At 66.2% G+C, this 12,486-nt stretch carries 13 protein-coding genes; 5 read left to right on the forward strand and 8 right to left on the reverse strand.

The genetic code is table 11. The features are described 5' to 3' along the window. Positions 1-88 precede the first annotated feature (88 nt). The 3 genes from phbB to phaC all read right to left on the reverse strand — a co-directional run bounded on the left by phbB (position 89) and on the right by phaC (position 3,896). Positions 89-826 carry an acetoacetyl-CoA reductase gene (phbB, locus tag ACTIF6_RS08550; protein ID WP_439587543.1) on the reverse strand — a complete coding sequence of 246 codons (738 nt, stop codon included), beginning with the start codon at positions 824-826 and terminating at the stop codon, positions 89-91. A gap of 62 nt (positions 827-888) precedes the next feature. Next, the gene (locus tag ACTIF6_RS08555; protein WP_439587544.1) at positions 889-2,067 is read right to left on the reverse strand and encodes an acetyl-CoA C-acetyltransferase; all 1,179 of its coding nucleotides are present in this window, start codon (positions 2,065-2,067) and stop codon (positions 889-891) included. Between the two features lie 35 nt (positions 2,068-2,102). After that, complete coding sequence (gene phaC / locus ACTIF6_RS08560; RefSeq protein WP_439587545.1) at positions 2,103-3,896, reverse strand: class I poly(R)-hydroxyalkanoic acid synthase; 1,794 nt, start codon at positions 3,894-3,896, stop codon at positions 2,103-2,105. Between the two features lie 61 nt (positions 3,897-3,957). Here phaC and ACTIF6_RS08565 point away from each other — a divergent pair, with 61 nt between their 5' ends. After that, positions 3,958-4,251, forward strand: coding sequence for a hypothetical protein (locus tag ACTIF6_RS08565; protein ID WP_439587546.1), 294 nt, complete (start codon positions 3,958-3,960; stop codon positions 4,249-4,251). Here ACTIF6_RS08565 and pgeF read toward each other — a convergent pair. Genes pgeF through ACTIF6_RS08590 form a run of 5 tightly spaced genes read right to left on the reverse strand, consistent with a single transcriptional unit; the run spans position 4,171 to position 8,394 of the window. Beyond that, on the reverse strand, positions 4,171-4,941 hold the full coding sequence (pgeF, locus tag ACTIF6_RS08570) for a peptidoglycan editing factor PgeF (RefSeq protein WP_439587547.1): 771 nt from the start codon (positions 4,939-4,941) through the stop codon (positions 4,171-4,173). The genes ACTIF6_RS08565 and pgeF overlap by 81 nt on opposite strands. After that, positions 4,941-5,582, reverse strand: coding sequence for a maleylacetoacetate isomerase (gene maiA / locus ACTIF6_RS08575; protein ID WP_439587548.1), 642 nt, complete (start codon positions 5,580-5,582; stop codon positions 4,941-4,943). The genes pgeF and maiA overlap by 1 nt, the downstream gene beginning before the upstream one ends. 31 nt (positions 5,583-5,613) lie before the next feature. Next, positions 5,614-6,720 (reverse strand): alkene reductase, encoded by a 1,107-nt coding sequence (locus tag ACTIF6_RS08580; RefSeq protein WP_439587549.1) that lies wholly within the window; start codon positions 6,718-6,720, stop codon positions 5,614-5,616. Positions 6,721-6,738: 18 nt separating this feature from the next. Further along, positions 6,739-7,647 (reverse strand): ribose-phosphate diphosphokinase, encoded by a 909-nt coding sequence (locus ACTIF6_RS08585; RefSeq protein ID WP_439587550.1) that lies wholly within the window; start codon positions 7,645-7,647, stop codon positions 6,739-6,741. A 27-nt stretch (positions 7,648-7,674) separates the two neighbouring features. After that, positions 7,675-8,394, reverse strand: a complete 720-nt coding sequence (locus ACTIF6_RS08590) for a GntR family transcriptional regulator (RefSeq protein WP_439587551.1) — start codon at positions 8,392-8,394, stop codon at positions 7,675-7,677. A gap of 73 nt (positions 8,395-8,467) precedes the next feature. Between ACTIF6_RS08590 and ACTIF6_RS08595 the strand changes: the two genes are divergently transcribed. The 4 genes from ACTIF6_RS08595 to ACTIF6_RS08610 are packed head-to-tail and all read left to right on the forward strand — an operon-like array spanning position 8,468 to position 12,392. After that, positions 8,468-9,841 (forward strand): Rieske 2Fe-2S domain-containing protein, encoded by a 1,374-nt coding sequence (locus tag ACTIF6_RS08595; RefSeq protein ID WP_439587552.1) that lies wholly within the window; start codon positions 8,468-8,470, stop codon positions 9,839-9,841. Then, entirely contained in the window at positions 9,838-11,316 is a 1,479-nt protein-coding gene (locus tag ACTIF6_RS08600) for a glutamine synthetase family protein (protein ID WP_439587553.1), read from the forward strand. The genes ACTIF6_RS08595 and ACTIF6_RS08600 overlap by 4 nt, the downstream gene beginning before the upstream one ends. Positions 11,317-11,328: 12 nt before the next feature. Next, a complete protein-coding gene (locus ACTIF6_RS08605) occupies positions 11,329-11,652 on the forward strand; it encodes a 2Fe-2S iron-sulfur cluster-binding protein (protein WP_439587554.1) in 324 nt (107 codons plus the stop codon). Positions 11,653-11,687: 35 nt separating this feature from the next. Beyond that, positions 11,688-12,392 (forward strand): fumarylacetoacetate hydrolase family protein, encoded by a 705-nt coding sequence (locus ACTIF6_RS08610; RefSeq protein WP_439587555.1) that lies wholly within the window; start codon positions 11,688-11,690, stop codon positions 12,390-12,392. Positions 12,393-12,486: the final 94 nt, after the last annotated feature.

Here is a 12,486-nt window from a genome sequence, read left to right on the forward strand (position 1 = left end):
GGTCGAATTTACACCACGACCTTGTCCCCAGCGGTCCGACAACAAAAAACCCGCCGAAGCGGGTTGCGGGAACTCAAGGAGCTCACGCTCAACCCATGTGCAGGCCGCCATTCACCGAGAAGTCCGCGCCGGTGGCATAACCGCCTTCTTCGCTGGCCAGCCAGGCAATGATGGAAGCGATCTCGCTGGGTTCACCCAGGCGCTTGACCGGCACGGTGGCAACGATCTTCTCCAGCACATCGGGCCGGATGGCCTTGACCATGTCGGTGCCGATGTAGCCCGGGCTCACGGTGTTGACGGTCACGCCCTTGGTGGCGAGTTCCTGTGCCAGCGCCATCGAGAAACCATGCATGCCCGCCTTGGCAGCGGAGTAGTTGGTCTGCCCGGCCTGGCCCTTCTCACCGTTCACCGACGAGATGTTGACGATGCGGCCCCAGCCCTTTTCCACCATGTCGGCCACGACCTGCTTGGTCACGTTGAACATGGAGTTCAGGTTGGTCTCGATCACGGCGTCCCAGTCTTCACGCGACATCTTCAGGAACATGCGGTCCCGCGTGATGCCGGCGTTGTTCACGAGCACGTCGATGGTGCCGTGTTCCGCTTTGGTCTTGGTGAAGGCTTCCACGGTGGAATCCCAATCACCCACGTTGCCCACCGAGGCGTGGAAGTTGTAGCCCTGAGCCTTCTGCTCATCGAGCCACTTCTTGAAATCCCGCGTGGGGCCACAGCCTGCGATGACCTTGAAACCTTCCTTGTGCAGACGCTGGCAGATGGCGGTACCGATGCCGCCCATGCCGCCCGTGACGTACGCTACTTTTTGACTCATTGTGTGTGCTCCTCTGGGATGTTTTTGCGAATTGCAATGACGGGATGATTAGACCCAATATTTCAGCGTTCGACCGCGAGGGAAACCCCCATGCCGCCGCCAATGCACAGCGCGGCCAGGCCTTTCTTCGCATCGCGTCGCTGCATCTCGTGCAGCAGCGTGACCAGGATGCGGCAGCCGGATGCACCGATCGGGTGCCCGATGGCGATGGCGCCACCATTCACGTTCACGCGCGCAGGGTCGATGTCGAGCGCCTTGTTGACCGCACAGGCCTGGGCGGCAAAGGCTTCGTTGAGTTCGAACAGATCCACGTCACCCGCCTTCCAGCCCGCGCGGGCCAGGGCTTTCTGCGAGGCCGGCACCGGGCCCATGCCCATGGTCGCCGGATCCAGGCCGCTGGTGCCGAACGCGGCGATGCGCGCCAGCGGCTTCAGACCCAGCGCGGCGGCCTTTTTCGCACTCATCACCACCACGCCCGCGGCGCCGTCGTTGATGCCCGAGGCATTGCCCGCCGTGACCGAACCGGCCTTGTCGAACGCGGGCCGCAGGCCGGCCAGGGCTTCGGCGTTGGTTTTCTTGTTGATGAACTCGTCGGCATCGAACACGATGGGGTCACCCTTGCGCTGCGGAATGCTCACGCCGACAATCTCTTCCTTGAACTTGCCGGCGTCCTGCGCGGCGCTCGCCTTTTGCTGGCTGCCCAGGGCCAGAGCGTCCTGCGCTTCGCGGCTGATGCCGTGTGCCTTGGCCACGTTCTCGGCCGTGATGCCCATGTGGTACTGGTTGTAGACGTCCCACAGACCGTCCACGATCATGGTGTCGGTCATCTTCCAGTCGCCCATGCGCTGGCCGTCGCGACTGCCATTGAGCACGTGCGGCGACGCGCTCATGTTTTCCTGGCCACCGGCAATCACGATCTCGCTGTCGCCCCAGGCCACGGCCTGCGCGGCCAGCATCACGGCCTTGAGTCCGGAGCCGCACACGGCGTTGATGGTGAGCGCCGGCGTTTCCTTGGCCACGCCAGCCTTCATCATGGCCTGGCGGGCCGGGTTCTGGCCCACGCCAGCAGCCAGCACCTGGCCCATGATCACTTCACCGATCGCATCCACCGGCAAACCAGTGCGCGCGAGCAGTTCCTTGATGACGATGCTGCCCAGCTCGGTGGCGGGCGTCTTGGCAAGCGAGCCGCCGAACTTGCCCACGGCGGTGCGGGTGGCGGCGACGATGACGATGTCTTCCATGTGAGGTCTCCAGAGAGGTCAAGAAAAAAAATGGTTCAGGCTTTGGCCTTGACGTAACGACCCGGTGCAGGCTCGATCGCGGTGTAGGTCTTGCCCTTGCCATAGGCCTTGGGCGCGGTGATCTGCTTGCCAGCCTGCGGCTTGAGCCACGCGGCCCAGTCGGTCCACCAGCTGCCGGGGTGTTCGGTGGCGCTGTCGATCCATTCCTTCACGTCCTTCGGGAACTTGCCCGCAGGTCCGATCCAGTGGCTGCGCTTGTTCTTGCTGGCGGGGTTGATCACGCCCGCGATGTGGCCCGATGCGCCCATGACGAAGCGCTTCTTGCCGGGGAAGAGTTGCGTGCTGCCGTAGGCACCACCGATCGGCACGATGTGGTCTTCACGCGAACCATAGATGTAGACCGGCAACTTGACCTGGCGGAAGTCGATCTTCTCGCCGCAGACCTTGACCTTGCCCGGCTTGACGAGGTTGTTCTCCAGGTACATCTGGCGCAGGTACCACGCGTAATACGGTCCAGGCAGGTTGGTGCTGTCGGAGTTCCAGTACAGCAGGTCGAACGGCGGCGGCGTCTCGCCCTTGAGGTAGTTGCCCACCACGTAGTTCCACACCAGGTCGTTCGGGCGCAGGAAGCTGAAGGTGGTGGCCAGGTCGCGCCCGGGCATGAGGCCGCCGTCGTTGAACTGCATCTCGCGGTACTTGACGAAGTTCTCGTCGATGAACACGTCGAGGATGCCGGTGTCGGTGAAGTCCAGCAGCGTGGTGAGGAAGGTGGCGCAGTTCACGGGCTCCTCGCCGCGTGCGGCCAGCACCGCCAGCGCGGTGCCCAGCATGGTGCCGCCCACGCAGAAGCCCAAGGCGTTGATGGTCTCGGCACCGGTGATGTCCTGCGTGACACCGATGGCCTTGATCACGGCGTTTTCGATGTACTCGTCCCAGGTCTTCTTCGCCAGCGATTCGTCGGGGTTGCGCCAGCTCACCACGAACGTGCGGTGGCCTTGCTCCACGCAGTAGCGGATCAGCGAGTTCTCGGGCTGCAGGTCGAGGATGTAGAACTTGTTGATGCACGGCGGCACCAGCAGGAACGGCCGTTCGTAGACCTTGGCGGTCAGGGGCTTGTATTCGATGAGCTGGAACAGCTCGTTCTCGAACACCACGGCGCCTTCGGTGGTGGCCACGTTCTTGCCCACCTCGAACACGCTCTCGTCCGTCATCGACACGTGGCCCTGCTTCATGTCGTGCAGCAGGTTGGCCACACCTTTGGCGATGCTCTCGCCCTGCGTTTCAATGGCCTTCTTCTGCGCCTCGGCATTGAAGGCGAGGAAGTTGCTGGGCGCGCTGGCGTCGATCCACTGCTGCACCGCGAAGCGCACGCGGCTGCGGGTCTTGGCGTCGCCCTGCACTGCTTCGGCCATGGCCATGAGCGTGCGCGCGTTGAGAAGATAAAACGCCGCCGCAAAGGCCGCCACCGGGTTGCCCGCCCAGGCATCCGACGCAAAGCGCCGGTCACCGGCGGGTTTGACATTCGGACCCTGATTCCACAGGCCCGAGACGTCCTTGAGGTACTCGTTCTGGATTTCGAGCAGCCTGGCCGGATCGAAGCTCACGCCCTGTCCCGCCACCTGGGTAAACATGTCACCGATGCCGGCCACGCCTGGCACGGCGGACGGCATGCCCATGGCGCCAGGCATCGGCATGGCGAACGGATTGGATGCCCCAGCGGCGGCGCCCGGCATGGCTTGCGCCAGCTGGGTCCATTGGCTGATGAGGTTTTGCTGGAACTGCTGGGCGGACTCCAGCCAGTTGGGAGGGTTGTTCTTGCCCGATGTCATGCTGGTCTCCGTGGATGTGGCCTGCGGCCTATGATGGCCTTTTCAAACTGCGGGGACGGCCGTGTATCTGGTGGTGATCGGGTGGATGTATGTGGTGCTGATGATGTCGGTGGCCGAGGCGACCAACACCAATGGCACCGTGCTTGGGGCCATTGTGACCTTTTTTCTTTACGGTTTGCTGCCGGTCGCACTGGTGGTTTACCTGATGCGCACGCCCCAGCGGCGCAAGGCCATCAAAGCGCGCGAAGCGGCCGAACTGCGCCAGGCGCAGGCATCACTCGATCCAGACGCAGGCAGCCATGCGCCCGGTGCTGCCGAGGCGGGCGGCATCGCGCCGGTGCGAAAAGAACCTTGAGGCATCGGCCACGGTGCACCAGGCTTCGCTGCCGTCGTTGCCGTGCAGGTCGGTGACGCCTGCAGACCGAAGCATGCGCCGCGCCAGCGCGGGCAGATTGGCCAGGAACTTGCCCTCGCCGCTGGGCCAGAAGTGCGCCACAGCATCGGGGTCCACGCTCACGAAGGCATCACACACTTCGGGACCCACCTCGAACGCCTGCGGCCCGATGCAGGGTCCCAGCCAGGCCATCACCTCGCCCTCACCCGCCGTCTCGCGCAAGGCCTGGGCAGTGGCCTGGATCACCCCGGCGGCCAGGCCGCGCCATCCCGCATGCGCGGCCGCCACGGCCGTGCCCGAGGCATGTGCAAACAGCACGGGAAGGCAGTCGGCCACCATGATGGTGGCGGCCACGCCGCGCCCGTTCACCACGCAGCCATCGGCTTCGGTGCCGTCTGGCGTGTCAGGCGCCAGGCGAACCACCCGCGTGCCGTGCACCTGCTGCAGGAACACCGGGCGTGCGGGCGCGGTGAATGCGGCCAGGCGCTCGCGGTTGGCCACCACGGCCAGAGGCTCGTCGCGCACGTGATCGCCCAGGTTGAAACTGTCGAAAGGCGCCACCGACACACCGCCTGATCGGATCGTGCAGACGGAGCGCACGCCCGGCGGCGCAGGCCAGTCAGGCACGATGCCGTCGGCGGCCAGCAGCATCAGGCCTCGGCGTCGGGGCAGGCCGACGGTTGGGACTTCTGGAAGGCCTCCAGCTTCATGCAGGCTTCGAACGCCGCCATGGTGCGTGGCAGGCCACTGAAGTCGGTGTTGAAGCGCTGGCCGTTGAAGATCTGTGGCACCAGGCAACAGTCGGCCAGCGTGGGCGTATCGCCAAAGCTGTAGGTGGACGCGGGCAGTTGCGCAAGCTGGCCTTCATACGCCTGCAGCCCGGCGCGAACCCAATGGCGGTACCAGACGTTCTTCGGCTCCTCTTCCACTTTCAGTTCTCGCGTGAGGTACTTGAGGATGCGCAGGTTGTTCACCGGATGGATCTCGCAGGCCACGATCTGCGCCAGCGCCCGCACGCGCGCACGGTCGATGAGATTGGCTGGCACCAGCGACGGCGTGGGGTGCACCTCGTCGAGGTACTCGATGATCGCCATCGACTGCGTCAGCCGCGTGCCGTCGTCCAGTTCAAGCACCGGCACCAGCCCTTCGACCGAGATGTCGCCGAACGCGGGCAGCTTGTGATCGCCACGCGCGATGTGCACGGGCACGTAGTCGTAGGGCATGCCCTTGAGCGCGAGCGCGATGCGCACGCGAAAGGAAGCGGAGGAGCGGAAGTAGTTGTAGAGCTTCATGGGCACCGAGGATAAACCGGTACGTCCCGATTCACGAGGTCGCCAGCACGGGGTAGTCGGTGTAGCCCTTTTCACCACCGCCGTAGAAGGTGGCGCGATCGGGTTCGTTGAACGGGCCGCCCCGCTTCAAGCGCTGCACCAGATCGGGGTTGGCGATGAACAGCTTGCCGAAAGCCACGAGGTCGGCCCCTTCGCGCAGCGATTTCTCGGCCAGCGCCCGGTCGTAGCCGTTGTTCGCCATCCAGGCTGCGCGGCCACCGGCGGCGCGGTAAGCCTCCTGCAAGGCGGCGTAGTCGAACGGACGATCGGGAATCTCGCGCGAGCCCCCGGTGGCGCCCTCGATGAAATGCACGTAGGCCAGGTCCAGCGGGGCGAGCTGGCGCATCACGTGCTCGAACAGTGGTTGCGGGTCGGCATCGAGCGCGTCGTTGGCGGGTGTCACCGGAGACAGCCGGATGCCGGTGCGCTCGCCACCAATGGCACCCACCACCGCCTTCGTCACCTCCAGCAGAAGGCGCGCCCGGTTCTCGATGGCGCCGCCGTAGATGTCGGTCCTCTGGTTGCTGCCGGTCTTGAGGAACTGGTCGATCAGGTAGCCGTTCGCGGCGTGGATTTCCACGCCATCGAAACCGGCCTCGATCGCTGCGAGCGCGGCGCGCCGGTAGTCCTCGACGATGCCGGGCAGTTCACCCAGCGCCAGCGCGCGCGGTTCGGATGTCTCCACGAAGGTCGGCACGCCGTTCTTGATGAGCACGGTCTTGGTCCTGGCGCGAATGGCCGAGGGCGCTACCGGTGCGCCACCAGCGGGCTGCAGCTCCGTGTGCGAGACGCGGCCCACGTGCCAGAGCTGCACCACGATCTTGCCGCCGGCGTCGTGCACGGCCTGGGTGACGCGTTTCCAGCCCGCGATCTGCTCGGGTGCATACAGGCCAGGCACGTCGGCATAACCCTGGCCCTGGTGGCTGATGGCGGTGGCTTCGGTGATCAGCAGGCCGGCGCTGGCGCGTTGCCGGTAGTAGGTGGCCATCAGGGGCGTGGGCACGGCGCCGGGGGCCCGGTTGCGCGTGAGCGGCGCCATGACGATGCGGTTGGCCAGTTGCAGGCTGCCCGCGGAGGTGGGTTCGAAGAGGGTGTTCATGCCCCCATTGTGCGCAGCTCAGGGTTTACCCGTGACCAGCGAGCGCAATGTCCCCGCCACCACGGGGACGATGCTCACCGCGTTGCTCGCGTGCGCAATGCAGTCGGTGCTCCATATCTCGCGCACACCGGCCGCGCGCACAAGCTGCACAGCCCCGGGCGCAAACAGCGCATGCGTCACCGCCACATCCACCGACGCAGCGCCCGCGGCAAGCAGCTGTTGCGCGGCGCGCGCCAGCGTCTGGCCCGAGCTGGCCACATCGTCTATCAGCACCACGGCGCGGCCGCCCACCGGCAGGACCGGCAGCGAGATGTCGACGTCGCGGTCTCCATGGCGCGTCTTGCGGCACACGGCGTGATCCCAGCCTTTGCGCCGCGCTGCGAGCGCCACCCACTGCAGGGCTTCCTCGTCGGGTCCGATGAGCAATGCGTCGACGCGCTGCGAGGCGATGTGGTCGGCAAGCAGTGGTGCCCCGCTGAGCGCAATCGCGTGCTCGAGCGGAATCGCCTCGCTCAGGGTGTCGATGCGGTGCAGGTGAGGGTCCATGGTGATCACGGCGTCGAACAGGCTGGCCAGGAAGCCGCCCACGATGCGCTGGCTCACCGCCTCGCCCGGATTGAAGGCCATGTCTTGCCGCATGTAGGCCAGATAAGGCGCCACCAGCGTGAGGTGCCTGGCGCCGAGCTCGCGCGCAGCGCGGGCCGCAATCAGCAGTTCGACCAGTTTCTCGTTGGGCTGGTGCAGGCTGCGCCAGAGCACGACGCGCTCGGGCAGCAACTCCGGCAGGCGCAAGCGCCATTCGCCATCGGGAAAACGGTGGCGCTCGATCACCGCCACCGAGAGTCCAGACGCCTCGGCGGCGGCCCGGGCAATGGCCTCTTCGTCGTCAAAGCACAGCAGGATGCCCTGCCCGGTTCCGTTGTTCATGCCCGGCACGATACACCGGGCGAACGGTCACCCCACCACGAGCCGGATGGCGGGCAGCACGCGTTCGGAGTCTGCGCGGCGCTCCAGAGCCAGGCGCATGTTCATCTGCGCCACTTCGGTGTGCTCCACTGCCAGCGCTTGCGCGCGGGCGCCCTCGCCCCGCACCAGCGCATCGAAAAGCATGTGGTGCTGGCGGTGGGCATAGAGCATCCAGTCGCGATCCATGGCGAGCGTGCCCTGCATGGGCAGCATGGCGGAGGCCGGCGCAAAGGGCAGCTTGTCATTCAGGGCCACCGCACGCTGCAGGGCCCGGTTGCCGCAGGCTTCGAGCAGCAAGGCATGGAAGCGGTCATTCATCACCGAGTAGGCCGCATAGCTCTCGATGTTCAGCGGGTTGTCGGCCAGCAGGCGGTCGCCTTCTTCCAGGCAGGCCTGCAGATGACCCTGCAACTGCCGCGAGACCCCATGCTCGGCCACGAGGCGTGCCGCCATGCCTTCGAGGTGGCCCCGGACGGCGATGGCATCGCGCACCTCCTGCGCCGTGAATTGCCGTACCAGGTATTTGCCGGTGTCGTTGGCCTCGACCAGGCCTTCCTGCTCGAGCGTGACCAGCGCAGCACGCACGGGCGTGCGCGAAGCGCCCAACCGTTCGGCCAGTTGCTGCTCGGCCAGGCGCTGGCCTGGTTCGAACCCGCCGCTCAGGATCAGGTCGCGCAATTGCATCAAAACGGTTTCTTGCAAGCTCATGCCGCAAACTGTACACTGAAAATAGAAAACGGTATACCGTTTGAGATTCTCATCCCACATTGGAGCCCCGCACATGAAAGCCGAACTCAATCAACGCCTCACTCAGGTAGGCCCTGGCACCCCGGGTGGCGAAATGTTGCGCCGCTACTGGCAACCGGTCGCGCTGCTCGACGAGTTCGACCCCGCGCTGGACCCACGCATGGGGGTGCGCCCGGTCAAGGCGGTGCGTTTGCTGGGACAGCATTTCGTGCTGTTCCGCGATGCACAGGGTCAATACGGCCTGCTCGACCGCGATTGCCCGCACCGGGGCGCCGACCTCGCCTTCGGCCGCAACGAGGGCGACGGCCTGCGTTGCCCCTTCCACGGCTGGAAGTTCGACACCACCGGCCAGTGCATCGAAACGCCGGCCGAGCCTGCGGGCAGCACCCTGTGCACCCGCATCCGCCAGCGCAGTTACCCACTGCAGGTCGCCAGCGGTGTGCTGTTCGCCTGGCTCGGGCCCGAAGGCCAGACGCCGCCACCGCTCCCGGCACTGGATTGCTTCACCGCGCCAGGCTCGCACACCTTCGCTTTCAAGGGCTTGTGGCACTGCAACTGGCTGCAGTCCTTCGAAGTGGGCATCGACCCGGCGCACGCGTCCTACCTTCACCGGTTTTTCAACGATGCCTCGCTGGAAGACAGCTACGGCAAGCAGTTCCGCGGCGCCAGCGCGGGCGACGTGGGCGGCGAGCGCTGGCCCATGACACGGGTGATGCGCGAGTTCGGCCAGCCGCATATCTCGTTTGAGTCCAGACCGTATGGCCTGCAACTCACCGCGCTGCGCCCCATGACGGACGAACTCACGCACGTGCGCATCACCAACGCGGTGTTTCCACAGACCTTCGTGATCCCGTTGTCGGAGACCATGACCATCACCCAGATGCACGTGCCCGTGGACGACACGCACAACTACTGGTACGCGTTTTTCACCAGCTTCGACGGCCCGGTGGACAAGGAGGCGATGCGCAACCAGCGCCTGCCCGCCGTCACCCTGCCCGACTACATCCCGAAGTCCGGCCGCGGCAACAACTGGGGGTTCAATGCCGAGGAGCAGCAGACACGCACCTACCTGGGCATGGGCGAGGACGACATCAACGTGCACGATCAATGGGCCTGCGAGAGCATGGGCCCCATCCAGGACCGCACGCGCGAGCACCTGGGCACCACCGACCGCGTGATCATGGCCAACCGGCGCCTGCTGCAACAGGCCATCGACACGGTGGAGCAAGGTGGCACACCGCCCGGCATCGCCGACGCGGCCCTGCATGGCGCGATTCACGGCCCCGACACGGTCGACGGCATTGCGCCCGCGAAAGACTGGCAAACCTGGTGGCACGACAGCATGCGCACCAGGCGCGAGAAGGCGCCCTGGCAGGCGAAACACGACGAGACGGCGGGCGCGAAATGAAGCATTTCGCCGAACGCTGCGGCCTCCACAGCGCCGCACGCGAGGAAGCCTGCCTGCGCCTGGCCCGCGTGATCGAAGCCAGCGGCATCGAACTGGTGCGATTCGGCTGGTGCGACACGCACGGCATGCTGCGCGGCAAGACGCTCACCGCCGCCGCTGCCGTGCGTGCGCTGCGTGACGGCGTGGGCATGGTGGGCACGCTCATGCTCAAGGACACGGCCGATCGCACGGCCTGGAAAGTGTTCGAACCCGGCGCCGCCGACAACCTGCCGGGCTTCGCGGGGGCTGCCAACCTCATGCTGATGCCGGACCCGGACAGCTTCACCACCCTGCCCTGGCTGGAGAGCACCGGCTGGTTGCGTTGCCAGCCCTGGTTCGTCGATGGCACGCCCGTGCCGCTGGACACGCGGCGCGTGCTGCAGATCGCGCTGGATCGTCTGAAGCAAGCGGGCTTCGGCATGAAGACCGGGCTCGAGGTCGAATTCCACATCTACCGCATCACCGGCACCCAGCCCCAACTCGATCCCGAGCTGGCCGCCTGGCCCGGCCTGCCACCGGCCGTGGAGATGATCCACCCCGGCTACAACCTGCAGGCCGAGGCCATGGCCGATCTGGCCGACGAGCCCCTGCGCATCGTGCAGCGCACCGCGCAGGCCATGGGCCTGCCGCTGCAGTCGCTGGAAATCGAGCTCGGCCCCAGCCAGGTGGAGGCCGTGTTCGACGCCACCGATGCGCTCACCGCCGCCGACCAGATGGTGCTGTTCCGCAACGGCGTACGCCAGGCGCTGCGCCGCGCCGGCTACCACGCCACGTTCATGTGCCGACCGCCGTTCCCGAACATCATGTCCAGCGGCTGGCACCTGCACCAGTCGCTGGTGGATCTTCAAACCGGCCGCAACGCTTTCGTGCGCGACGCACCCGGCGGCGACACCACCAAGGCCGATGCCGCGCACACGCTCTCGGCCACCGGCGCGCACTGGCTCGCCGGCCTGCTGGCCCACGCGCGCGGCATGACCGTGTTGTGCACCCCCACCATCAACGGCTTCGCCCGCTTCCGTCCCAACGCGCTCGCGCCACAGGCCGTGCTGTGGGGGCAGGACAACCGGGGCGCCATGCTGCGCGTGGTGGGTGCGGCCGGCGACAGCGCCACCCGCGTCGAGAACCGCGTGGGCGAGCCAACGGCCAACCCCTACCTCTACATGGCCGCGCAGATCCACGCCGGGCTCGACGGTCTGGCGCGCGGCCTGAATCCGCCACCCGCCTGTGAAGCCCCGTATGCCGAAGGTGGGGAGAAGATTCCCACGTCTCTGGCAGAAGGCATCGCCGCGCTGCAGGCCGACGCCGCGCTGTGCGGCGACCTGGGCCATGATTTCGTGGGCTACTACAGCCGCATCAAGCAAAGCGAGGTCGACCGCCATGCACAGGCCGAGGACAAGACCGATTTCGAGCGTCGCGAATATTTCAGCCGAACCTGAACCCACACACCCATGATCACGATCCGCTTCATCCACGCCGACGAGCGCGTGCAAGACATCCAGACCGAACCCGGACAAAGCCTCATGAAGGCCGCCGTGGACGCCAACGTGGGCGGCATCGAGGCCGACTGCGGCGGTTCCCTGACCTGCGCCACCTGCCACGTGATCGTGGCGCCTGAATGGGCCGACCGGCTGCCACCCCCCGTTGCAGACGAGGTCGACATGCTGGATTTCGCCTCCAGCCCGGTGGAGCCACAAAGCCGGCTGTCCTGTCAGATCCGGTTGCTGCCCGAGTTCGATGGCCTGGTGGTGCGGCTGCCAGCCACGCAACACTGAGTACACTGAATTCCTCGTTTTCCTCGCCACACACCATGACCGACCCGACCTACGCCTTCGCCCCTCCAGCCGTCGTCAGCGTGCCCGTGCTGGGCCGCGCCGAGCGTTTCCCCGTGCACCGCATCTACTGCGTGGGCCGCAACTACGAGGATCACGCCAAAGAAATGGGCTTCACGGGCCGCGAGCCGCCCTTCTTCTTCATGAAGCCGGCCGATGCCATCGTGGTGGCCGAAACCGGGCAGACCGCAACCATCCAGTACCCCACGCTCACCGCCAACCTGCACCACGAGATCGAGCTGGTGGTCGCCATCGGCGTGGGCGGCAAAGGCATCAAGGCCGCCGATGCGGCAAAGCACATCTACGGCTACGCCGTGGGCCTGGACATGACGCGGCGCGACCTGCAGACCGACATGAAGAAACAGGGCCGCCCCTGGTGCATCGGCAAGGCCTACGACCAGTCTGCGCCCATCGGGCCCATCACGCCGGCCGCGCAGGCGGGTGAAGTGAACAACGCGGCCATCTGGATGCAGGTCAACGGCACGGATCGTCAGCGCAGCAACTTGGCCAAGCTCATCTGGAACGTGGCCGAAACCATCGAGCACCTGTCGCAGGCCTGGGAACTGAAACCCGGCGATCTCATCTACACGGGCACTCCCGAAGGCGTGGCTGCGGTGGTGCGAGGCGACACCATGACCGGTGGCGTCGACGGCCTCACACCGATCTCGGTCAAGGTCGCCTGACGATCCCTGTCGGCCCGCAATGAGGGTTAGACCTCTCAAGAAGCCGCGCCCCTCGGCGTATCCTTGCTCCACTTTTTTCACAGCACCCAGGAGA

This window comes from Hydrogenophaga sp., from assembly GCF_051860785.1.
Classification (GTDB): domain Bacteria; phylum Pseudomonadota; class Gammaproteobacteria; order Burkholderiales; family Burkholderiaceae_C; genus Hydrogenophaga.

Excerpts from the sequence above, each read along its gene's own strand:
- phbB (WP_439587543.1), bottom strand. The coding sequence starts at position 826 with ATGAGTCAAAAAGTAGCGTACGTCACGGGCGGCATGGGCGGCATCGGT.
- ACTIF6_RS08555 (WP_439587544.1), bottom strand. The coding sequence starts at position 2,067 with ATGGAAGACATCGTCATCGTCGCCGCCACCCGCACCGCCGTGGGCAAG.
- phaC (WP_439587545.1), bottom strand. The coding sequence starts at position 3,896 with ATGACATCGGGCAAGAACAACCCTCCCAACTGGCTGGAGTCCGCCCAG.
- pgeF (WP_439587547.1), bottom strand. The coding sequence starts at position 4,941 with ATGCTGCTGGCCGCCGACGGCATCGTGCCTGACTGGCCTGCGCCGCCG.
- maiA (WP_439587548.1), bottom strand. The coding sequence starts at position 5,582 with ATGAAGCTCTACAACTACTTCCGCTCCTCCGCTTCCTTTCGCGTGCGC.
- ACTIF6_RS08580 (WP_439587549.1), bottom strand. The coding sequence starts at position 6,720 with ATGAACACCCTCTTCGAACCCACCTCCGCGGGCAGCCTGCAACTGGCC.
- ACTIF6_RS08585 (WP_439587550.1), bottom strand. The coding sequence starts at position 7,647 with ATGAACAACGGAACCGGGCAGGGCATCCTGCTGTGCTTTGACGACGAA.
- ACTIF6_RS08590 (WP_439587551.1), bottom strand. The coding sequence starts at position 8,394 with ATGAGCTTGCAAGAAACCGTTTTGATGCAATTGCGCGACCTGATCCTG.
- ACTIF6_RS08595 (WP_439587552.1), top strand. The coding sequence starts at position 8,468 with ATGAAAGCCGAACTCAATCAACGCCTCACTCAGGTAGGCCCTGGCACC.
- ACTIF6_RS08600 (WP_439587553.1), top strand. The coding sequence starts at position 9,838 with ATGAAGCATTTCGCCGAACGCTGCGGCCTCCACAGCGCCGCACGCGAG.
- ACTIF6_RS08605 (WP_439587554.1), top strand. The coding sequence starts at position 11,329 with ATGATCACGATCCGCTTCATCCACGCCGACGAGCGCGTGCAAGACATC.
- ACTIF6_RS08610 (WP_439587555.1), top strand. The coding sequence starts at position 11,688 with ATGACCGACCCGACCTACGCCTTCGCCCCTCCAGCCGTCGTCAGCGTG.